Source organism: Gluconacetobacter sp. (assembly GCF_047721585.1).
Classification (GTDB): Bacteria; Pseudomonadota; Alphaproteobacteria; order Acetobacterales; family Acetobacteraceae; genus Gluconacetobacter; species Gluconacetobacter dulcium.
In genome coordinates this window covers 37,791-60,189 of record NZ_JBDNXE010000005.1, presented here as the reverse complement: position 1 = coordinate 60,189, position 22,399 = coordinate 37,791, and the positions used below count along the sequence as shown (strand labels likewise).

19 protein-coding genes are annotated in these 22,399 nt (G+C 65.9%); 3 read left to right on the top strand and 16 right to left on the bottom strand.

All coding sequences use genetic code 11. The features are described from left to right. Positions 1–32: 32 nt before the first annotated feature. The 10 genes from ABF821_RS02280 to ABF821_RS02235 all read right to left on the bottom strand — a co-directional run bounded on the left by ABF821_RS02280 (position 33) and on the right by ABF821_RS02235 (position 11,766). Positions 33–1,142 carry an S-(hydroxymethyl)glutathione dehydrogenase/class III alcohol dehydrogenase gene (locus ABF821_RS02280; RefSeq protein ID WP_182973893.1) on the bottom strand — a complete coding sequence of 370 codons (1,110 nt, stop codon included), beginning with the start codon at positions 1,140–1,142 and terminating at the stop codon, positions 33–35. 45 nt (positions 1,143–1,187) lie between these two features. Next, positions 1,188–1,463, bottom strand: coding sequence for a formaldehyde-responsive transcriptional repressor FrmR (frmR, locus tag ABF821_RS02275; protein ID WP_182973894.1), 276 nt, complete (start codon positions 1,461–1,463; stop codon positions 1,188–1,190). A 303-nt stretch (positions 1,464–1,766) separates the two neighbouring features. Continuing rightward, complete coding sequence (locus ABF821_RS02270; RefSeq protein ID WP_415528930.1) at positions 1,767–3,137, bottom strand: L-serine ammonia-lyase; 1,371 nt, start codon at positions 3,135–3,137, stop codon at positions 1,767–1,769. Between the two features lie 21 nt (positions 3,138–3,158). Next, positions 3,159–4,466, bottom strand: a complete 1,308-nt coding sequence (gene glyA / locus ABF821_RS02265) for a serine hydroxymethyltransferase (RefSeq protein ID WP_183008032.1) — start codon at positions 4,464–4,466, stop codon at positions 3,159–3,161. Between the two features lie 309 nt (positions 4,467–4,775). Further along, positions 4,776–7,232 (bottom strand): TonB-dependent receptor, encoded by a 2,457-nt coding sequence (locus ABF821_RS02260; RefSeq protein ID WP_415528929.1) that lies wholly within the window; start codon positions 7,230–7,232, stop codon positions 4,776–4,778. A gap of 470 nt (positions 7,233–7,702) precedes the next feature. Beyond that, positions 7,703–8,881 (bottom strand): quaternary amine ABC transporter ATP-binding protein, encoded by a 1,179-nt coding sequence (locus ABF821_RS02255; protein ID WP_182973896.1) that lies wholly within the window; start codon positions 8,879–8,881, stop codon positions 7,703–7,705. Continuing rightward, on the bottom strand, positions 8,878–9,729 hold the full coding sequence (gene choW, locus ABF821_RS02250; RefSeq protein ID WP_182973897.1) for a choline ABC transporter permease subunit: 852 nt from the start codon (positions 9,727–9,729) through the stop codon (positions 8,878–8,880). The genes ABF821_RS02255 and choW overlap by 4 nt, the downstream gene beginning before the upstream one ends. Positions 9,730–9,809: 80 nt before the next feature. Next, positions 9,810–10,223, bottom strand: coding sequence for a ketosteroid isomerase-related protein (locus tag ABF821_RS02245; RefSeq protein ID WP_415528928.1), 414 nt, complete (start codon positions 10,221–10,223; stop codon positions 9,810–9,812). 29 nt (positions 10,224–10,252) lie between these two features. Next, the gene (locus ABF821_RS02240; protein ID WP_415528927.1) at positions 10,253–11,134 is read right to left on the bottom strand and encodes a carbon-nitrogen hydrolase family protein; all 882 of its coding nucleotides are present in this window, start codon (positions 11,132–11,134) and stop codon (positions 10,253–10,255) included. Then, the gene (locus ABF821_RS02235; RefSeq protein ID WP_415528926.1) at positions 11,131–11,766 is read right to left on the bottom strand and encodes a GNAT family N-acetyltransferase; all 636 of its coding nucleotides are present in this window, start codon (positions 11,764–11,766) and stop codon (positions 11,131–11,133) included. The genes ABF821_RS02240 and ABF821_RS02235 overlap by 4 nt, the downstream gene beginning before the upstream one ends. Before the next feature lie 291 nt (positions 11,767–12,057). Between ABF821_RS02235 and ABF821_RS02230 the strand changes: the two genes are divergently transcribed. The 3 genes from ABF821_RS02230 (at position 12,058) to purU (ending at position 15,114) form a co-directional block, all read left to right on the top strand. After that, positions 12,058–13,035 carry a glycine betaine ABC transporter substrate-binding protein gene (locus ABF821_RS02230; protein ID WP_182973901.1) on the top strand — a complete coding sequence of 326 codons (978 nt, stop codon included), beginning with the start codon at positions 12,058–12,060 and terminating at the stop codon, positions 13,033–13,035. Positions 13,036–13,171: 136 nt separating this feature from the next. Next, positions 13,172–14,245: a GlxA family transcriptional regulator gene (locus tag ABF821_RS02225; protein WP_220791763.1), complete on the top strand. Its 1,074-nt coding sequence runs from the start codon at positions 13,172–13,174 to the stop codon at positions 14,243–14,245. A gap of 17 nt (positions 14,246–14,262) precedes the next feature. Continuing rightward, on the top strand, positions 14,263–15,114 hold the full coding sequence (gene purU, locus ABF821_RS02220) for a formyltetrahydrofolate deformylase (protein ID WP_415528925.1): 852 nt from the start codon (positions 14,263–14,265) through the stop codon (positions 15,112–15,114). 33 nt (positions 15,115–15,147) lie between these two features. Here purU and ABF821_RS02215 read toward each other — a convergent pair whose 3' ends face one another. The 6 genes from ABF821_RS02215 to ABF821_RS02190 are packed head-to-tail and all read right to left on the bottom strand — an operon-like array spanning position 15,148 to position 22,399. Then, positions 15,148–15,648 (bottom strand): prolyl-tRNA synthetase associated domain-containing protein, encoded by a 501-nt coding sequence (locus ABF821_RS02215; RefSeq protein WP_415528924.1) that lies wholly within the window; start codon positions 15,646–15,648, stop codon positions 15,148–15,150. Next, the gene (locus ABF821_RS02210; RefSeq protein WP_415528923.1) at positions 15,641–16,393 is read right to left on the bottom strand and encodes an electron transfer flavoprotein subunit beta; all 753 of its coding nucleotides are present in this window, start codon (positions 16,391–16,393) and stop codon (positions 15,641–15,643) included. Before ABF821_RS02210 ends, ABF821_RS02215 begins: the two co-directional genes overlap by 8 nt. Beyond that, positions 16,393–17,484 (bottom strand): electron transfer flavoprotein subunit alpha/FixB family protein, encoded by a 1,092-nt coding sequence (locus ABF821_RS02205; protein ID WP_415528922.1) that lies wholly within the window; start codon positions 17,482–17,484, stop codon positions 16,393–16,395. The genes ABF821_RS02210 and ABF821_RS02205 overlap by 1 nt, the downstream gene beginning before the upstream one ends. Next, positions 17,481–19,370: a DUF3483 domain-containing protein gene (locus ABF821_RS02200; protein ID WP_415528921.1), complete on the bottom strand. Its 1,890-nt coding sequence runs from the start codon at positions 19,368–19,370 to the stop codon at positions 17,481–17,483. The genes ABF821_RS02205 and ABF821_RS02200 overlap by 4 nt, the downstream gene beginning before the upstream one ends. Positions 19,371–19,374: 4 nt before the next feature. After that, entirely contained in the window at positions 19,375–21,423 is a 2,049-nt protein-coding gene (locus ABF821_RS02195) for an FAD-dependent oxidoreductase (protein WP_415528920.1), read from the bottom strand. A gap of 10 nt (positions 21,424–21,433) precedes the next feature. Further along, complete coding sequence (locus tag ABF821_RS02190; protein WP_415528919.1) at positions 21,434–22,399, bottom strand: GlxA family transcriptional regulator; 966 nt, start codon at positions 22,397–22,399, stop codon at positions 21,434–21,436.

Below are 22,399 nucleotides of genomic sequence, written 5' to 3'. Positions count from 1 at the left end.
GCGAACGGCCCTGCCGCCGTATGACGCGATTCTCAGTAATGAATGACGGAACGGATGGATTTGCCTTCATGCATCAGGTCGAAGGCCTCGTTGATGTCTTCGAGCGGCATGGTATGGGTCACGAAAGGCGCAAGCTGGATATCATTGCGCATGGCATCCTCGACCATGCCGGGAAGCTGCGAGCGCCCCTTGACCCCGCCGAAGGCCGTGCCGCGCCACGAGCGACCGGTAACAAGCTGGAAAGGCCGGGTGGATATCTCCTGACCGGCGCCCGCCACACCGATAACGATCGACTGACCCCACCCCCGATGCGCGGCTTCCAGCGCGGCGCGCATGACGTTGACGTTGCCGATGCATTCAAACGTGTGGTCGATGCCCCAGCCGGTCATTTCCACCAGCACCTGCTGGATCGGCTTGTCGTAATCCTTGGGATTGAGAAAATCGGTTGCGCCGAATGTCCGCGCAAGATCGAATTTTCCAGGATTGGTATCGATGGCGAATATCCGCCCGGCTTTCGCCTGCCGCGCACCCTGGATCACGGCCAGGCCGATCGCGCCAAGGCCGAAAACCGCAACGCTGTCGCCAGGCAGGACCTTGGCCGTGTTATGTACCGCGCCGATACCGGTCGTAACGCCACATCCAAGCAGGCAGACATGCTCGGGATTGGACGCGGGGTTGACCTTGGCCAGCGACACCTCGGCGACAACCGTGAACTCGCTGAACGTGGAACACCCCATGTAATGGTGAATTGGCTGTCCTTTGTAGGAAAAACGTGTCGTCCCATCCGGCATGACACCCTTGCCCTGCGTCGCGCGAACGGAAATGCAGAGATTGGTCTTCCCGGATTTGCAGAACAGGCATTCACCGCATTCCGCCGTATAGAGCGGAATGACATGGTCTCCGGGCACGACGCTGGTAACGCCTTCCCCGACCTGGATCACGATGCCCGCGCCCTCGTGGCCGAGCACGGCGGGGAAAAGCCCCTCCGGGTCGTCGCCGGACAGCGTGAAAGCATCCGTGTGGCACACACCCGTATGGGTGATCTGCACGAGCACTTCGCCCGCACGGGGGGGAGCAACGTCGATCTCGACGATTTCGAGGGGCTTGCCTGCCTCAAAGGCAACGGCGGCACGTGATTTCATGATTTGTCTTCTCCATGTTTCCGATCTGTCGATCCGCGCAGCGGGTCAGCGGAGATAAGAACGGACGAGCGACACCGCATTCTCGATGGCGCCGCTGGCCGCGCTGCGATCACCCGCACAGTCAACGAATTCTTCTCGTAAATGACTTTCCAGGACGCCGGCCATCAAGCCGTTGATGGCGCCGCGAATGGCCGCCACCTGCTGCAACACCGGCCCACAGTCGGCTCCCCTTTCCAGCGCCTGCTCCAGCGCATCGATCTGCCCCCTGATACGGCGCACGCGCGTCAGGACGCGCTTTTTCTCGGCAGGCGTATGCGGCATGAAAGTCAGGCTCCCTTATACTCCCCGTGAGTATCGATAATATACGTCGACCCAATATGCAAATCCATTCGCGTGCGGCGGTCGCGGACGAGAACATGATGCCACCGGGTGCATCCGCCCCCTTCATCCGCCACAGGCACCGACACGAAAACCTGCGCGCCCGCAACAGGACTTCCGGCAGATTCCCACTCTGACCGGCCCCGGAGCCACATCCCTTCAAACCCGTTCACGGATATGGCTCTGGAGTATTGATTTTAGAGCATCTCTATCCGACCAGATGAGTCCATCCGGTCGGATGATGCCCTAGCATTCCGGCAGATTGACGGCCAACCCACCGAGAGAGGTCTCCTTGTAGCGGTGGCTCATGTCGCGCCCCGTTTCCGCCATCGTACGGATGACCTGGTCGAGCGACACATGATGTATGCCATCCCCATGCAGCGCGAGAGACGCGGCGTTGATCGCCTTGACCGCGCCGAACGCATTGCGCTCGATGCAGGGAATCTGCACCAGTCCCGCCACCGGATCGCACGTCATGCCCAGATGATGCTCCATGCCGATCTCGGCGGCATTTTCGACCTGGAGCGGATTGCCGCCCAGCGCGGCGGCAAGACCGGCCCCGGCCATGGACGAGGCGACGCCGACTTCCCCCTGGCACCCGACCTCCGCCCCGGAAATCGAAGCATTGAGCTTGAACAGGCCGCCGATCGCCGCCGCCGTCAGCAGGAAATCATGCATGCCCTGGCGGGTGGAGGCGGCCGAATCCTGCGGGCAAAAATCGCGATAATAGCGCAGGACCGCCGGAATAATGCCGGCGGCACCGTTGGTCGGCGCGGTCACCACACGCCCGCCGGCGGCATTTTCCTCGTTCACCGCAATGGCAAAAAGGCTGATCCAATCCATGATTCCATGGGCCGATCGCGCATTCGAGCCCTCGCCGGCCCGCAGCCGCTCGTACAGGGCGGCGGCGCGGCGGCGTACCTTCAGGCGGCCGGGGAGCGTGCCGGTTTGCCTCAATCCGCGTTCGATGCACGCCATCATCACATCGATGACGGTATCGAGATAGGCTTCGATCTCGGCACGCGGCCGCAGCGCCATTTCATTGGCCATGACGATCTCGGCGATACTCAGCCCGTTGCGCCCGGTCTGCTCAAGCAGTTGCACGCCGCTGGAGAAATCGAACGGCACATCGGGCTGCACATAACCCGCGCTTTCCGTCGCATCCTCGTGCACGATGAAACCACCGCCGACCGAGCAGAAGCGCACGCACGCCACCACCGCGCCCCCGCGGTCGCAGGCTTCGAACTGCATCGTGTTGGGATGGACCGGTGGAATGGTGTCGCGGTCCAGAACCAGGTCCGCCCCCGGATCGAAGGCAATGCCGCGTCCGTGGATGACGACGCTCCCACGCGCGCCGACATCCGCCACGATCCCGGCCACCCTGTCGGGCTCCACACTCTGGGGGCTTTCACCCATCAACCCCAGAATGACGGCCGTGTCCGTGGCGTGGCCCTGAGCGGTCCACGCCAGCGACCCGTAGAGGGTGACCCGGATCCGGGCCACCCCGTCGAGAGACACCAGAGAGGCCGCGAAACGCTGTGCGGCGCGCATGGGTCCGACCGTATGCGACGAGGACGGACCGATACCGACTTTGAAAAGGTCGAACAGGCTGATCATGCGGCTCTCGGCAAAGGGCGCTCAGGCGCCGGGATAAGCGACATTATAGATCGGAAAGCGTCGGCAGAGCGCCTGAACCTCGCCCTTCACGCGCTTTTCGACGTCTTCGGCGGCCGGCGTACCATGCGCGCTGAGCACTTCGTCGATAAAGCGCCCGATCTCGCGGAACTCGGCCGTGCCGAAGCCTCGGGCGGTGGCGGCCGGGCTGCCCAGCCGCACGCCCGACGTGACGAACGGCGATTCGGGGTCATCCGGCACCGCGTTCTTGTTGGCGGTGATGCCCGCCCGTTCCAGCGCCGCGTCCGCGACTTTTCCCGTCACCTTCTTCGGACGCAGGTCGACCAGGACCAGATGGCTGTCCGTCCCCCCGGTCACGATGTCGAAACCGCGTCCCAGCAGTTCGTCGGCCAGCGCCGCCGCGTTCGCGACCACCGCGCGCTGATAGGACGCATAGGAAGGCTGTAGCGCCTCCCCGAACGCAACCGCCTTGGCCGCGATGACATGCATCAGCGGGCCGCCCTGCAATCCGGGGAAAACCGCCGCATTGACCTTTTTCGCCAGATCGGCGTCGTTGGTCAGGATAATGCCGCCGCGCGGCCCGCGCAGCGTCTTGTGCGTCGTGCTGGTGACGATATGGGCATGCGGAAGCGGGTTCGGATAAAGCCCCGCCGCGACCAGACCGGCGAAATGCGCCATGTCCACCATCAGATAGGCCCCGACCTCGTCCGCGATCTTGCGGAAACGCGCGAAGTCGATGACCCTGGGATAGGCCGAGCTGCCGGCGACGATGATCCTGGGCCGATGTTCGCGCGCCAGCCGCTCCGCCTCCTCATAATTGAGCAGGCCGGTGTCGGGGTGAACGCCGTACTGCACCGACCGGAACCATTTGCCGGAATAGTTCGGCGCCGCACCGTGCGTCAGGTGCCCGCCGGCCGCCAGGCTCAGGCCGAGTATGACATCGCCCGGCTTGCCCAGCGCCATGAAGGCCGCCTGGTTGGCATTGGCGCCCGAATGCGGCTGTACATTGGCGAACGCCGCGCCGAATATCCGCTTGACGCGCTCGATGGCCAGCGTTTCCACGCGGTCCACATCGACGCAGCCGCCATAATAGCGTTTGCCAGGCAGCCCTTCGGCATATTTGTTCGTCAGAACCGATCCCTGGGCTTCCATGACCGCGAACGAGGCCAGGTTCTCCGACGCGATCAGTTCGATACCGTCCTGCTGCCGAACCAACTCGTCACGGAGCATCGCCGCGACCTCCGGATCGGTCGTGTCCAGAGGCCCGCCGAAAAAGCGATGGCGCTCGTTCTGTTCCGCTTCATTCATCATAACGTGCATAAGACTGCCTTTCCCGTGCCAGACCACTTTTCCCTGGAGGATGCAATGCTCGCCGAGGTCACCGGGTCCCGACTGTGATGCACTCGCCGACTCATGGAATGCCGAAAATCCTAGGGCGGATTCCCTCTCGTCATCGCTGACGCAGACGACATGGCCTTGAAGTCCTGCGACAGAATATCGTCAGGGCAGGAGGCCCCACGAAAAGCAAAAACCCCCCGGCTTGCGCCGGGGGGTTGCCATCAGCCCGCGAAGGAACCGAAAACCGGCATCCCCCGCATATCGCCCAGGACAGGCGCGGCTTCAGAATTCGGCACGAACCGACCCGAAGAACTGGCGGGGAGCCGCCAGCAGGAACGACTGATAATCGCCCGACAGCGGGAAGCCGTTTTCGCCCATCGTCGAAACATAGGACTGGTTGGTCAGGTTGTAGATATTGAAGTCCAGTTCGAGGTTCTGCATGAACCCCAGAGAATGGGCATATTTCCCCATATTGCCGAATTTGTAGCGCATGCCGAAATCCGCCAGCCAGTAGGACGGCACCTTGGTGTCGCCGGTATAGCTCAGATTACGCTGCGACATGTAGGATGCGTCGATATGCGCGTCGAACCCGCGATAGCTGTAGCTCAGGCTCGATTTGTACATCAGGCGCGGATAGGCCACGACCTGAGACCCTTTGGTGTAATAGGTCACGCCCTGCGATGACACGTTGCTGTCATACGTCGAATGGTTATAGCTGATGCTGTTATAGAGCGACACCCCACGGAACAGACGCATCGTCAGGCCGGCATCCACACCATTCATCGTGATGCCGCCGACATTCAGCACCGTGGAAATCGGGTTCACGATGTTGCCGGACGTGATCTGCTGCAAACGGTTGGAAAAATCCGTGTGATAGGCATGCAGCGTCGCATCGAGGAAATGATCGGAATAGCGATAGCCGACCGCATAGGCCCAGTCGCTTTCGGGCTTCAGGCTGGGACGCGCATAATCGAATGCAGCCTGCGTCACCGCGAAAGGCGACGCGATGGTCTTGAACTGCCCCTGCGGATAGGCATGAACGTTCTCGGCGACATCGAAATACAGTTCATGATGCTTCAGGAAGTGCCAGTCGCCGCTGATATGCGGCAGGAAGGCGCGTGCGGTCGTCAACGTACCCGTCGCCGACGCACCGGCCCCGTAGTAGCTCGTATTGTAGTAACCGTCCCCGGCGCGCGAGGTATTCAGCAGCGACTTGAACCCGAAATGCAGCGCCACATTCGGCAGCGGGTTATAGGTGTCCTGAACGAAGGCGGTAAACGTATTCGTATTCGTCGTCTGTCCATAAAGCTGCATGAAAGGCGCCTGCCGGATCTCGCCGACCGGATTGAGCATCGCGCCCTGGATCACGCCATCGACCACGTTCGGCTGCGAATACCCCCACATCGTCGAGACGAACTGGTTATTCTCATACCAGACACCGCCTTCGATATGGTTATGGGCGATCTCATACTGCACCGAGGACAGAATACCGAAGCGCCGGATGCTCGGCTCCTTCACCTGCTCGAACATCGGCGCTCCCGAAGGAGACGGATAGAACGGATTGGTCCAGTGATTGAACTGATGTTCGCCATGCCCATAGAAGGTGGTCTTCCACCGCACCCTGTCCGTCAGGCGGAAATCGCCCGTCAGACCGCCGAAATAATCGGTCGAAGCCGACGAACTGTCGTAATAGGCGGCGTCGGCCTTGTCCGAGATCCCGTCGAGCGAAGCGGGATAATGCCCCAGAGCGGCCTGAATGGCCGAGAGATAGCCGCTCGTTTTTCCATTATAGTAATTGTCGATGTAATTTCCGCCATGCTTCCAGATGTCCAGCGAGTAGTCCTGATAGTTGAACTGGGCATACTGACTGAAATCGAAAAAACTCGAAATCTTGCTGTCTTCCCCGATCGGCTGGACGAATTTCGCATTCGCCTGCTGGAAGAACTGGTTGCCCCCGCCCTTCCACTTCTCGGTATCGTTGCGCATATACGACACATAGAACTTGGTGCCGGTATGGTTCAGCGCGCCGCTGTCCACACGGATGAAGGTATGATACAGCGCGTTGCTGCCGAACGTCTGGGCCACCGTGCCGCCCAGCTTGTTCTTCGGGTCCGATGAATGGTACTCGATGGAACCGCCCAGATTATTGGTGCTGGCCACGGATTCGGCACCCGCTCCGGTCGATACGTCCAGCCGCCCGACATTCTCCGAACTGATCGCCTGAATGGGATTCAGGCCGTTATAGTTGCGGTAGGACAATTCACCCAGCGGGATGTCATCCAGCGTCGTGCTGATCTGGTTCTGCAAAAACCCGTGCATGTAGATCTGGGTCGACCAGGTATCGACACCCTGCGGATCGTCCGCCTGGAACATCACGCCGGGCTGCTGCGCCAGAACCTTCAGCGGGTTCGTGCCCGGCACGGACCGCGCGATCGCACTGGCCCCCACCGTGATCATCGTGCCATGGGCGCGACGACGGGCCGAAATGGCGACATCCTCGTTCTGCGGCAGCGGGGCGCGGACAATCGCCCGCTTCGTCGCGGCATGGGCGGCGGCTGGCGCAGGTACCGCCGCGGCAGGCGTGGCCGTGGCTGCGGTCCTGGAAGCCTTGGCGTGGTGCCGACTGTTCGGCGACGCCGCGCTTGCGCCATAGGTCGCCGCCAGGATGGACGCCATGACGGTGGACGAAAACAGGATCGTCGAGAACCGTTCGCCGTGGTTTTTTGCAGGTCGTCGCATACTGCCAAGGACTCCGAGATCTATGTCCGCAACCGGACTCTGAGAAGCAATATTCAGGATGGAAAGACCTTCGACATACGTCCCCGAAGCGGGCGGATGGCCTTCATCCGCGCCTCCCGGAGCAACCTTTCGCCCGGAGCACACCGGCAAAACCGGTGGTCCGCCATGGGCGATGCGGTCGTCTATCTGTTCAGTCCGTCCCCGGGACGAGGCTTCGCCAGCCCGTCTCTAATACGGAACGTTACAGAACCAGATTGAGATACGCATGAACGAAAGCGACGCCTATTATTTCGTTCTCGTCATAATATTCCCATCCTCGTGAACCCCGGATTGCCCGTCCCGAACGGCCGATCCGGCACGGCCGGCTTCAACCGCCGAAGGTCCGAGGACGACCCCGCGTCAAGGCGGCGAAGGTCAGGACGACAGGGACACGTTACCGCCCGAAGCCGATGCCTCGCACCGGCCACGGACTATCCGTGGCGCGCTTCTCCCGACAGGGCCTGGAGAATATCGGCATCGTCGCACAGCCCGATCAACCGCCCCTCGTCCTCCACCAGAACGGGAAAACCACTGCGCTGGCGCACCGCGATGACCTCGCCCAGGCTCATCCCGACCGGTACGATACAGACGGCCCCGCGCACCCACTCATGATGTGCCGTCGCCACGCGCTCCTGATCGCCGATGCGTACCGCCCTCGCGTCCGGACCGATTGCGATATTCCCGCCATCAATCATCCCGTCCGCCCGCAGGGGCAGATCATGGAAACGCCGCATGAAGGTCGATGCCAGAATGGTCGGCAGCGGATTCATGTGCCGGATGAATTCCGCGACATAGTCATTGACCGGACGCAGGGCGATATCGTCGGGCGTGCCGGTCTGGATAATGCGCCCCTCGCGCATGATCGTGATCCGGCTGCCGATCTTCAACGCCTCGTCGATATCGTGGCTGACGAACAGAATCGTCTTTTTCAGCCGTTTCTGCAGGTCCATCAACTCGTCCTGCAATTTTCGGCGAATCAGCGGATCAAGCGCGGAAAACGGCTCGTCCATCAGCAGGATATCGGCATCGGTGGCGAATGCGCGCGCAAGGCCCACACGCTGCTGCATCCCGCCCGACAGTTCGTGGACCTGGGCATCGGCCCAGTTCGAAAGCCCGACCAGCGCCAGTTTTTCCTCGACGATCTCCCGCCGGATCGACGGCGCCATCCCGCGCAGTTCCAGCCCGAATCCGACATTGTCACGCACACTCCGCCACGGGAGCAGGCCGAATTGCTGAAAGACCATGGCGATGCGCGTCTTGCGCAATTCGCGCAACGTCTCGTCGTCGCAGCGCGCGATATCCAGCCACGCGGACCCGTTGCCGATGCGCACTTCGCCACGCACGGGCCGGTTCAGGCGATTGGCCGCGCGCAGCAGCGTCGATTTGCCCGATCCCGACAGCCCCATCAGCACGCTGATTTCACCGCGTGCCACCGCCAGGTTCGCGCCCGCCACGCCCACCGTCACCTTCAGGGCGCGGCCGATTTCCTCGCGCGTCTCGCCGGCATCCAGCCGCGCCAGCGCCGCCTCGATCGCGCCGCGCCGGCCGCTGCGGTCGAACAGGATGTCGATATTGCGGAATTCCAGCGCCGCGGTCTTCGTCTCGGTCACGATGCGCTATCCTTCGAACGGCAGAGACGATCGAGCATGATGGCGAGAAGCACGATCACGAAACCGGATTCGAAACCAACATCGACCTGCACCGTATTCAATGCCCTGACCACCGGAACGCCCAGGCCGCCGGCCCCAACCAGCGCCGCGATCACGACCATGGACAGGCTGAGCATGATGCATTGCGTCAGTCCGGCCTGGATCATCGGCAGGGCGGCCGGCAATTCGATCTTCCACAGAATCTGCCGTTCTGTGGCGCCGAACGCCTCGCCGGCCTCGATCAACGCCCGCGGCACCCGCGCGATCCCCATCTGGGTCATGCGGATCGGCGCGGGCACGGCAAAGATGATGGTCGAGATCATGCCCGGCACCGTGCCCAGCCCGAACAGGATCAGCGTCGGGATCAGATAGACGAAGGTCGGCAATGTCTGCATCAGGTCAAGGATCGGATGCAGCACCATCGCCAGGCGCGGACGATGCGCGGTGGCAACCCCCAGCGGCACGCCGATCGCCATGCAGCACAGGGTCGAGAACAGGATCAGCGACAATGTCGCCATCGTCTCGTTCCAGTATCCCTGGTTGATGATGAACAGCAGCCCCAGCGCGATCAGCGCCACCAGCCCCCACGACCGGCGCAGGAACCATGCCCCGGCCACGGCGGCCGCGACCACCAGCAACGGCGGCACGTCCAGCAGCACCGTGGTCAGTCCGTCCGCACAGGCGCCGACCACGTCGCTGATCGCGTCGAAGACGCCCATCCCATAATGCCGGATCACATCGATCACCGCCGCCATGGCGGTGCCGATGGGAATCTTGTGTCCTGCAATCCAATGTTCTGGTGCCATCATCCGTGCGCCCTTCATTCAGCAGTGATCAACGCCGGTCCGTTCGATCGTCATCCATCGCGGCAATCCCATGCAAGCCGGCGCTATCCGCCGGTAACCTGGCGCGTCCATTCCGGCAGATTGTAAAAGTTCGAGATCCGGGCGACCTTGCCCTCCCGCAGGGTAAAGAATGCGCCCGCGGGCAGGACGTAACGCTGGCCATAGGCCTCCGGCAGCCCGTCGTCGGTGCTCAGATAGGTTCCGTGAACGACGAATTCCGCCGCCGCCCGGTCGCCAAGCCCATCGACCATCACCACCACGTCCCGGATCTCTTCGCGATAGCAACGGTCCATGCGGGCCAGGAAGGTACGAAACGCCTCCACGCCGCGCTCGCAGCCGCCCTGGTTGATGTCATGCACGACATCGTCGGTCAGCAGGGCCAGAAAAGCCTCGCGATCGCCGGAATTGAAGGTGCGGTAATAGGTTTCGATCAGCGTGCGGGTATGTTCAGCGGACATGATGGGCTCCGGTCGATCTTGCTTGAAATTCAGACAAAGGAATGGACGCCGGCCGGAGGCACATGGGCTGGCCAGTCGCGGCAGTTGCGCACCGCCCCATCCTGGCGCACCGCGTCCAGCGCGGCCGGGTCGAGTGTGGCAAAGGCCCAGGACCCGGTATTCATCGCCCCCTGCGCGATGATGCCATCGGGCGGAAATCCCCGATCCATCGGGCCATAGATCGCGGCACAGCCGCAATTCGCGTCCAGCGTCTGCAACCACGGCGCGTCGCCGACCGTCGGCGCCACCGCGACGAAACACTGGTTTTCCAGCGCCCGCGCCTGGGCCGACACGCGGACGCGGTTGAAGCCGTGCAGCGTATCGGTGCAGGTCGGCACCAGGATCAGCCACGCCCCCGCCTCGACCTGCGCGCGGGTCAACATCGGAAATTCGGAATCGTAGCAGATCGCCGTGCCGATCCGGCCCCAGGGGGTGTCGAACACGCCCGGCGGGTCGCCGGCCCGCACGCCCCAGGCTTCGGTCTCGAAACGGGTCATGACATGCTTGTCCTGAAACGCAACCCGCCCGTCGGGCGCAATCAGCGGCGCGCGGTTGCGCACGAAACCGGCTTCGGGGCGCGGCAGGGTGCCGGGCATCAGCCACACCCCATGGCGCTTCGCGGCACCGATCATGATGTCCAGCAGGGCATCGCTGCGCCGGCATACGGCATGCAGTTCCGCCGTGGGGTCGGACTGCCCCGGCGCCGTCATCGCCGATGCGGCCTCCATGCAGGCATATTCCGGCAACAGCAGCAGGTCGGCCTGGCGCGCGCCTTCCGCGACGACACGATCCAGATGGGCGTCGTAATCCTCCAGGGTGCGTGCCCGCTCGACCGGCCACGCATAGGCTCCAAGACGCAATGTCCGGCTCATCTGTCCTCCACAATCCGTTCGGGCAACGCTGCCGTGCCCAGGGCTTTCCCCCAGAAATCGAGGCGATGGGGAACCTCGTGCCCGGTCCCGACCTCCTGCCAGGGATAGACGCAGGTCAGACCGGGCAGCGGGGCGTACCCCCGGCGGGCCCAGAATGCGTCCAGCGGCGCCCAGCCCTCGGGCCTCGCCGGGTGGTCCGGCGGGCGGCGGACCGCGCAGAATACGGCGAAATCAGCACCGGCCGCGCGCGCCACCTCCTCGCGCATCGCAAAGAAGCGGACCCCGGCCCCCTGCCCCCGCCATGCCGGCAGCAGAACGGATTCGCCAAAATAGAAGAACCGTCGCAGATCCTGCCCCCGCGCCTCGAACGGCGCACGCATGGGACCGGCTTCGTCGGCCAGCGGCAGGCAGGTGGACGCACCGACGATCCGCCCGCCACCGTCACGCGCGACGATGGCCGCCGCCTGCGGGCTGCGCAGATAGACTTCGAGATACTGCCGCTCATAAAGCGGGTCGGCCCCGTCATAGAGATAGGGCCACTCGCGGAATACCGTAATTCTGAGCCGCGCCAGGTCGTCGGCGATCTCGGCCAGGCATCCGGCATGGCGGATTTCGAACGAAAGCGGCTCCATCAGGCTTCATCTCTCCGCAGGGACTGCGCATCGCAGCGCGAGGCATCGATCCGGATATGGCGCGAGACGACATCCGCACACACCAACGCCCACGCGTTTTAAGGCCGACGCGCGGGTGATGGAATACGCAGCATGCCGAACCAAGCCCACAAAACCGGCCCGGCGGCCTCAAACATCGCCTCATGTCGAAACCAAACCATTCCGCGACGCAAACATTCGGGTGAATAACGAATGGAGGCGGACATGATATTCCCATGACGTCCGCCAGTCCGCGAAGGAGTGATCATCCGGATGCCCAAACGCACCGCCCGCCCTGGCCGGATCGCCTGCCTGTTCGCGGCGGCGAGCCTGCTCGCCGCGCCCGCCGTCGCGGCGTCTCCCGCCGGCGATCCGGCGGCCTGCGTGCCCATCCGCCTGTCCAATGTGGGCTGGACGGATGCCGAAGCCGTCACGTCGGTCGCCGCGACGCTGTTCGACGCGCTCGGCTACGCGCCGCAGACGCCGCTGCTGCCGCTGGTCATGACCTATATGGCGATGCGCGACCGGCGCGTGGATGCGTTTCTCAGCAACTGGCAGCCCATGGGCAGCACGCCGATCGCGCCTTTCCTCGCCGATGGCTCGGTGGAGCGGCTGGCCGTCAACCTGTCGGGCGCCCATTACACGCTGGCCGTTCCCGAGTTCGTCTGGCAAGCCGGTCTGCGCGATTATCGCGACATCGCCAAATGGGGTCCGCGCCTCGGCTACATGATCTTCGGCCTGGAAGCCGGCAATGACGGCAACGCCCTGGTGCTGGACATGATCCGCAAGGACCAGTTCCACCTGGGGCGCTTCCGCCTGGTCGAAAGCAGCGAGCAGGGCATGCTCAGCCAGGTCGACCGCAGTATCCAGAGCCACCGGCCGATCGTATTCCTGGCGTGGGAACCCCACCCCATGAACCTGCGTTTCGCCCTGCACTACCTGACCGGCGGCGACGATGTCTTCGGCCCGGACGGCAAGACCACCGTCAACACCGTCATCCGGCGCGGCTATCGTACGGACTGCCCGAACGCCGCGCGATTGCTGGCCCAGATCCGCTTCACCATTCCCGACGAGAACGGCATGATGCTGGCCATCCAGCAGGACCACACGCCGCCGCTCCAGGTCGCCCGGCAGTGGCTGCGCGACCACCCGGACGCCTGGCGCGCCTGGCTGGACGGCGTGACGACGCGCGACGGGGCGCCGGCCCTTGCCGCCGTGCGGGCACATCTGTCACTGCCCCCGGCCAATTGATCGGTTATGGCGAAATATATGAAATTTATGTCGTATTTTAAGCAGGCGTCCACAGCCCCCCGCACTTAACCTTGTTTCGAACAAGAAACTACGTGCCGGACCGATTGCCGGGGCCGGCTCGTTCGGGAGAATGATCATGTCAGAAGGAGCATCGGGCGACACGAAGCCGCGACTGCGCGTCGGCTTCATTCTCGCCGAACATTTCACGCTCTCCGCGTTCGCCCTGTTCGTCGACCATCTGCGTCTGGCCGCCGACAAGGACGACCGGAGCCGTCCGATCCATTGTTCATGGCAGGTCCTGTCCTCGTCGGTCCACCCGGTGCGGTCCAGTTGCGGCGTCGCGATCGCGCGGGACGCCTCCCTCGGCGATCCGCGTGCGTTCGATTACATCGTCGTGGTCGGCGGCCTGCTGCACGGGCAGAAGCAGATCGATTACGTGACGACCGTCTGGCTGCGCCGGGCCGCGGAGATGGGCATCACGCTGATCGGCGTCTGCACCGGCACCTTCGCCCTCTGCCAGGCCGGCCTGATGGATAATCGTCGCGTCTGCGTCAGCTGGTACCATCATCGGGACTTCCAGGAAGCCTTCCCCGCGCACGAGGTCGTCAGCGACCAGATGTTCCTCGACGATGGCGACCGCATCACCTGCTCGGGCGGCGGAGCGGCGGCCGACGTGGCCCTGCACCTGATCGAACGCAGCATCGGCCGCCCGGCCGGGTTGAAGGCAAGCCACATCCTGCTGATGGAACGCGCGGGCAAGATCAGCAACCAGATCAGGCTGCAACCCCAGCCGCCGACCCTGGTTGCGGAAACCCGTTTCGCCGATCCGCGGGTCCGGCGCGCGGTGCTGCATATGGAACAGAACATGGCCCGGCCGCTGCCGATCGCGCAGCTCGCCGCGCGGCTGGGCATTTCCAGCCGGCAGCTCGAACGCCTGTTCCAGACCACGCTGGGCCGCAAGCCGCAGGATTTCTATCGCACGCTGCGCCTGCGCCATGCCCGCGCGCTGCTGGAGGCGGGGGAAATGAGCGTGACCGAAATCGCGATCGACATGGGCTTTTCCGACTGCTCGCATTTCTCCCGTCATTTCAAGAGCATGTTCGGCATCAGCCCCAGTGCCTGCCACCGCACCACCCTGCCCGGTTTCACCTCCCGTCACGACGCGCCCGACATGCAGTCCCATGCCGGCATCCGTCTGTTCTCCGATTGATGAAGATACCCAGATCCATGGCCCATTCCGACGCGCACGTCCTGATCGTTACCTGTGCCAGCCAGCCCGGCCTCGTCGCCGCCTGGTCGGGTTGCCTGTTTCAGGCCGGCGCGAACATCATCGAAATCAACCAGCATGCCGACCTGGCGGAAAACCAGTTCTTCATGCGCATCGCCTTCACCGCCGGCATCCCGCCCGAGCGGAGCATGCTGGCGGCGGTCGCCGCGCGCTTCGACGCCCACTGGCAGCTCCACCCGCCGCGCGAACGGCAGCGCGTGCTGATCATGGTCTCGAAATTCGACCATTGCCTGGCCGACCTGCTGTATCGCTGGCGCATCGGCGAACTGGCGATGGACCCGGTCGCCATCGTCTCCAACCACCCGCGCACGGCCACGCAGGCCGTCGAGATCGGCGACATCCCGTTCCACCACCTCCCCGTCACGCGCGACACCAAGCCGGAGCAGGAGGCAAGCCTGCGGGCCTTGATCGAGGAAACCGGGGCCGACCTCGTCATTCTCGCGCGCTACATGCAGGTCCTGTCCGATACGATGTCGGCGTCGCTCGCCGGCCGGTGCATCAACATCCACCATTCCTTCCTGCCGGGCTTCAAGGGCGCGCGGCCCTATCACCAGGCCCATGTGCGCGGCGTGAAGCTGATCGGCGCAACCGCCCATTACGTCACGACCGATCTCGACGAAGGACCCATCATCGAACAGGATGTCGAGCGCATCACCCACGCGGATACGCCGGACGACCTGATCCGCAAGGGCCGGGATGTCGAGCGCCGCGTCCTGTCGCGGGCCGTGAACTACCACCTTCAGCATCGTGTCATTCTCGACGGGCATCGCACCGTCGTCTTCCCCGACTGACAGGCTCCCCCTGCCGGTCGGGACGCCAGACGGTCAGATCTCGGCGGCGACGCCTGCGAACGAGAACACGACCGGTTCGACGCCCAGATCGGCCATGATCCGCCCGAATGCGCTTCGCGGGATCACCCAGGTCTCGGTATTGTCCAGCGGATGGCAGGTGATGGCATCGGCTTCGAGCAGCGAGGCTTCGATGGCGAAACGCACCTGGCGCTGCGTGTCGGCGACCAGGCTGAGCGGCCCCAGCGCGCCCGGCTCGGTCCCCAGGACCGTGCGCATCAGGTCGGGACTGGCGAAAGAGAGGCGTTTGGTGCCGATCAGCGCCGGCAGGGCCTTCATGTCCAGCCGGCAATCCGCCGGTACGGTAACCAGCACCAGCACGCCCTTGGCATCCTTGAGGAAGGCATTCTTGGTATGCACGCCCTCCAGCCCGGCATAATGCAGATCCGCCTCCTCCACCGTCTGCACCGGCGGGTGGCGCACGCTCTTCGGCTGAAAGCCCAGACGGTCCAGCAGGGCACGTAAATCGTCACGCATCAGGCGATGCTCCTCGTGATGGTCCAAGCACACCCAGCGCCCGGAGATGGTCTCGCAGTACGGTCGCCGCCTCGGCGATATCCGGATGATCCAGCACCTGTCCCGCCCCCGTCCGCGCCGACGCACCGATCAGGCGCGGCCGCGCGCGATAGGGCCGGTCGTCGCCCTCCGCCGCACCCTCGGCCGCCACCGGCGCGGGACCGGCCACCGGCACGACCCGCAATTCGGCCCGGCGCGCCCGATCGAAGACGAAAGGGGGAGCCGGCGCCGCGTCATGGGCGACCAGGATGCAGGGCAGGCGGACACGCGCCTCCTGCCGCGCGCCCTGCGGCAGGCCGATCATGACGGACAGCCAGCCATCCGCCGCCGCGCCGACGGCGATCACCCCGGCCAGCAGCGGCCAGCCGAGTCGTTCGGCCAGCAGATAGGGCAGCATGCCGCTATCCTCGCCGCCGCGCGCCTGCCGCCCGGCCAGCACCAGGTCCGGCGGATCGGCGCCCAGGTAGGTCGCCTGGTACGTGGCCAGGGCCTCGACCGCGTCGCCTCCCCCGTCCAGGCAGTCCACGCGGGCCAGCCCATGCGCCGCCGCCAGTCGCAGGGCGGGCGACGGGCCACCCGCATGCAGGCCCTCGGCCGCCCCGCCGATCGACCGCGCCAGCCCGATCGCGGCAATCTCACCCTGCGGCGGCGCCGGACGACCGGAAAGCGGATCGATCCCGCCCGACAGGAGTACAATGCTCCGCATCACGCCCCCTCCTCCCGCAACAGGGCCAGCAGGGCCGGCATCACCGCCTGCGCATCGGCAACGATCGACAGTCCGGCGCGTGCGATGATCGCGGCATGCAGGTCGGTATTCACCGCCACGACGTGCTCCACCTTGCCCAGCCCCTGAAGATGCTGCGGCGCGCCGGCAATGCCGAACGCCAGATAGCATCGCGCATCCAGCACCGTACCCGACGCCCCCACCTGGGCGGCGCGCGGCATCAGGCCCGCATCGCAGACCACGCGGCTCGCCCCCTCCGTCGCGCCCAGTGCGCGGGCAAGGGCATGAAATGTCTCGAAATCCGTGACGCCCTGCCCCGCCGACACGACGAACGGCGCCTCCGACAGCGGGACCGCGCCGGCCGGTGCCCGCGCGACGGGTCCAAGCACCACGCCTCCCACCGGCCGCGCGGACGGCGAGGCTGGCGGCGGCCCGGCCTCCAGCATCCGTCCTTCGCGGGCCTCTCCGGCGTAGGGGGCCACCCGGTCGCACGGCAGGGTCACCACCCGCGCCACCGCCGCGACACGCTCATACCGGCCGCCGCGACACGGCCGGATACCCTGGCGGACATTCAGCGCCTCGACCCCCGGCTGGATCGGCCAGCCGCTCCGCGCCGCCACCCGCCGCGCGAGATCCCCGCCGACCCTGCTCTCGGCGAACAGCACATGGCGCGGATCGAAGGAGCCGAGCAGGTCCATCAGCACTCCGGGCACCGCTTCCGGACCGTCCGTGCCGCCGACCGTCAGCACGCGATCCGCGCCCGCCTCGCCGGCCGCATTGCCGGCCACGTCGCCGAGACCGATCAGCACGACACCGCCATCGGTTCCGGCCAGCATCCGCGCCGCGCCGACAAGCTGGCGGCCCCAGCGGTCCAGCCCGCCATCGACGGCCTCGACGACGGCGGCCACCCAGAAGGCGGGCGTTTCGATCCGCCGGACGGTCGCTTCGCGCGGCCGGCGCGACACGACCATGCCCGCGACATTCCCGTCACGCGCCAGGCGCGGCCGCTCTCCGCCGGGCACAAGGCACCGCGACCGCTCGGCACGCGGGTCCCGCCTGATCCGTCCCGTCATGGCACCACGGCCTCCAGCACGAGTTCAGCCACGTCCTTCACCTCGGGGCGCTCCCCCGTCACGCCTTCGAGCATCGCCGTGCATCCGGGGCACGCCACCGCGACGATGGACGCGCCGCTCTGCCGGACCTGCTCCATCCGCAGGTCGGGAATCCGGGTGACCGCATCGACATCGCTCGCCGGGCTTCCGCCGCCACCGCCGCAGCACATGGACCGCATGCCGTGGCGCTCGACTTCCACGCGGGTGCGACAGGCCGCGTCCAGCAGGCGGCGGGGCGCGTCGATCACACCGTTATAGCGCCCCAGATAGCAGGGATCATGATAGGCCACGGCCGGCCCGTCACGCTGCGCGAGGACAAGCCGCCCGTCCCGCACCAGTTCGTCCAGCAGGGTCGTATGGTGCTCGACCACCCATGTCCCGCCCAGCGCGGGATATTCGTTTTTCAGGACGTGGAAGGCATGCGGGTCGGCGGTGACGATCCTGCCGAATCTCCGTGTTCCAAGCACCCCGATCGCATCCCGCGCCAGCGCCTGGAACGTCGCCTCGTCCCCCAGCCGCCGCGCGACATCGCCGCAATCGACTTCGTCGGCGCCCAGCGTGGCGAACCGCAGCCCCGCCTTGCGCATCAGCGTCACCAGCGCCCGCAGCGATCGCCCGTAACGCAGGTCGTAGGCCCCCTCGCCCAGCCAGAGCAGGATATCGGTCTCCTCCCCCGGCGCGAGGACCGGAACATCCAGGGCCGCGATCCCGTCCGTCCGCGCATCGAGCGCCCGCCCGCCCGGCTCCGCCTGCTCCCGCGACGCACGCAGCACCTGCTCCGCGCCCGCCGGCACCGCGCCTTTCATCAGGGTCTGGCCACGCCGCAATGCAATCACCGCGTCCACATGCTCGATCAGCATCGGGCATTCCTCGACGCAGGCGCGACATGTGGTGCAGGCCCACAAGGTGTCGGGTGCCAGCACTTGTCCGACGATCTCGGCATCCATGCCGCCACCGCCGGGCATGGCCGGCGCATGGGGCGCGGGGCTCCCGGCATAGGGCGCGGGCCGCTCCCGCATCGCACCGGAGAGCCCCTGTATCAGCGCCTTCGGATTCAGGCGCTGCCCCGCCGCGAAAGCCGGACAGGCTTCCTCGCAGCGCCCGCACTGAATGCAGGCATCGAAACTTGCCAGTTCCGGCCGGGTAAAATCGCGCGGCGTCAGCACACCCAGCCGCTCATGCACAAGATCGAGCGGCCACAGCGCCGTATCGAACGGGCGCAGGAGACCGGCACGGGCAAACCGGCCGGGCCGCGTATGTCCGGCAAGCCAGGCAATGCCCGCCAACCCATGACGCATCGGCCCGCGCCCGACGGCGACCAGCAGCGCGACACCGCCAGCCAGGGCCAGGGTCAGTCCGGCCAGGCCCGCCGCATGAAGGCCGGTGTCACTCACGGAGAGCGCGACGACCACATTCCCCACACACCACGCAAGCAGCGCGACCGGCAGCCAGACAAACGCCCCCCCCGAAAGCTGGGACGGGGTATGCGGCCGCCTGCGGGCGCGATCAATCAGGGCACCCCACGCCCCCAGCACGAAGAAAACGATCGCGACAATCCGGATGATGAATCCGGGCACCGGCGGCATCCCCGGCAGCACGCCCAGCAGCAACGCCAGCGAACCGCCCAGCAATCCCCCGGCGGCCAGCGCGTGCATGCGCGCATTCCTCGGCCGCCTGGCAACGACGTGATGAACGTCCACGAGATAACGCCGCGGCACCAGCACCAGGCCGGCCAGCCAGGACCGACCGACCGGGCGCCCCTTCAGCCAGCGCGCCAGCAGAACCATCCAGACGAGGGCCACAGCCGCCCCCGCGCACGCCATTTCCGCAAGAACCAGCCAGCGCATGGTGTCAAAGATCCTTGCACAGCCGCAGCGCGTCATAGAGCGCGGCATGAATGTTGCGCGCCGCCACCGCATCGCCGATGCGGAACAGCGCATAATCGCCCATTTCGATCCGCCCCATCACCGGCTGGGGCCGCCCGGCGATCAGCGCATGCGCGTCGGTCTGCCCGGCATTGGCCGAGCCCGCTTTCAGCGCGTCATAAAGCGTCGTATCCGGCACCCCGCCGCGATCGACCACGATGTGATCGACCACCCGCTCCTCTTCCGTGCCCGTCATGGTGTTGCGCAGCACGGCGACCAGACGGTTCCCCTCGCGCCAGGTCTCGGTCAGTTCCACGTTCGGCGTCGTCACCACGTTCAGCCGATAGAATTCGCGCAGATGCACCGGCTGGTTGGTGGTGCCGACCTCCTGCGCCACCAGCCGGTCATGCGTCGCCAGTTCGACCAGGCAACCGCGTGTCGCCAGCAGTTCGGCCACCGAGGCGGCATTGTGCTGGCCCATCTCGTCGAACAGCAGCACGCTGCCCGACGGCACGACCCGCCCCGCCAGCACGTCGCGCGTGGTGCAGTGCAGGTCGCTGCCCGGATCGTCCCCCAGGATCGCATCGCCCCCCGTCGCCAGAATCACGACATCCGGCGCGCACAGCAGGATATCGGCCATCGTGGCCTCACACCCCAGCCGCAGATCGACACCCAGCTTGCGCACCTGCCCGTCCAGCCAGCGCACGATGCCCGACAGCGCCTCGCGCCACGTCGCGCGCACGGCCAGGTTCACCTGTCCGCCGGTGCGGTCGTCGCGCTCGAACACCGTCACGGAATGGCCGCGCAGGGCACAGACCCGCGCCGCTTCCAGTCCCGCCACCCCGGCGCCGACAATGACGACGCGCCGCGCCGTTTCGGCGGGCGGGATCTCGTGCGGCATCGTCGCCTCGCGGCCCGTCGCCGCGTTCTGCAGGCACAGCGCGTCGCCGCCGACATAGATCCGGTCGATGCAATAGCCGGCGCCCACGCATTGCCGGATATCGTCCTCGCGCCCGTCCGCGAGCTTGCGCACCAGATGCGGGTCCGCGATATGCGCGCGCGTCATCGCCACCATGTCGATATGGCCTTCCGCCACCGCGCGCGCCGCCGTCGCCAGGTCGGTAATCCGCTGGGCATGGAAGACGGGCACATCCACCGCCCGCTTGACCGCGCTGGCCAGACCCAGAAAAGGCGCGACGGGAAAAGCCATGTTGGGCAGCGACACCGCGTGCGCCATCTCGTCGCGCGCCTGGCCGCCGATCACGTTGACAAAGTCGATCAGGCCCCGCCCCGCATAGGTTTCGGCGATCGCGATGCATTCATCCTGCGTCAGGCCGCCCTTCAGCATTTCGTCGCCCGACATGCGCATGCCGACCACATAATCGTCGCCGACCGCCTCGCGGATCGCACTCAGCACCTCGATCCCGAAACGCATCCGGTGCTCCAGGCTGCCGCCATAGGCGTCGCTCCGGTGATTCACCCCCGGGCTCCAGAACTGGTCCAGCAGATGCCCGTGCGCACCCGAGATTTCCAGCCCGTCCAGCCCGCCTTCGCGGCAGCGCCGCGCCGCGGCGGCGAACGCGCGCACCACGCGGGCGATATCCTCCGGCTCCATCTCCTTCGGAATCGACCGCGACGCCGGCTCGCGCCGGACCGAAGGCCCGATCACCGGCAGCCACGCATCGGTATCCCAGCGGGTGCGGCGGCCCATATGGGTCAACTGGACCATCAGCCGGGCACCATGGTCATGCACCCGGTCCGCGAACTGGCGGAAATACGGGATCACGCTGTCGTCGGACACCGCGATCTGGCTCCACGGCGTGGCCGGGCTGTCCACCTCGACCGACGACGATCCGCCGAACATGGTCAGCCCGATACCGCCCCTGGCCTTCTCGGCATGATAAAGCTGGTAGCGTTCCTGCGGCTTGCCATCGACACCGTAACCCGGCGCGTGGCTGGTGCTCATCACCCGGTTGCGAATGACCATCGACTTGATGCGCAACGGCTTCAAGAGAGCATCGGCGTGGGGAATCATGGTCGTTCCTCTAACGTGCCTGCCGCTGACGTTCCTGGCGCGGCGCGTAGCCGAACCGGTTGCGAAAGGCAGTCGAAAAATGGGTCAGGGACATGAAGCCGCAGGCAATGCCGACATCGGTCACCGACATGCTGGTCTGGCGCAGCAGGCGCCGCGCGCGTTCCAGCCGCGCCGCCGCCAGATAGGCGGCCGGCGTCGCCCCGGTATGCGCCCGGAACAGGCGTTCGAGCTGGCGTTCCGACAGGCCGGCGGCACTGGCGATCTCGCCGACGCTCAGCTTCTGGTCGATACGGCTTTCCATCAACTGCACCGCCCGCCCCAGTGACGGCGGCAGAGGGTCCAGCGCGATCACGGGCTGCGCCTCGCTGCCCGTCCGATCGCGCGCCAGCAGAAACTGCATCGCGATCTCGCGTGCCCGCGCCGGGCCGACATGCGCGGCGACGATCCGCAACATCATGTCCAACGGCACCGCCCCGCCCGTGCAGGTCATCCGGTCGCGATCGATCACGAACAATTCGTCCACGATATCGATCTCGGGAAATTCCTCGCGGATCGCCCCCAGATTTTCCCAATGGATCGCGCAGCGATAGCCACGCAGCAGCCCGGCTTCGGCCAAAGCGAACGTACCGGTGCACAACGCCCCGATCACGATCCGCTGCCGCGCCACCCGCCGCAGCGCCACCCGCAACGCCTCGCTGGTCGCGGCACGGACATCGATCCCGCCGCACACGAACAGCACGTCCAGCTCCGCGCCATCCCCCAGCGCCCCGGTCGGATGCAGCGCCAGCCCGTTGCTCGCCTCGACCGGCGCCCCGTCCAGGCTCAGCACCTGCCAGGCATAATCGTCCCGGCCGGTCACCCGGTTGGCCATGCGCAGGGCCTCGATCGCGTTGCTGACCGCGATCATCGAATAGGTCTTCAACGTCAGAAACCCGAAGCGGCGCAGGCTGGCCAGGTCGCTGGCGCGTGATGCCAT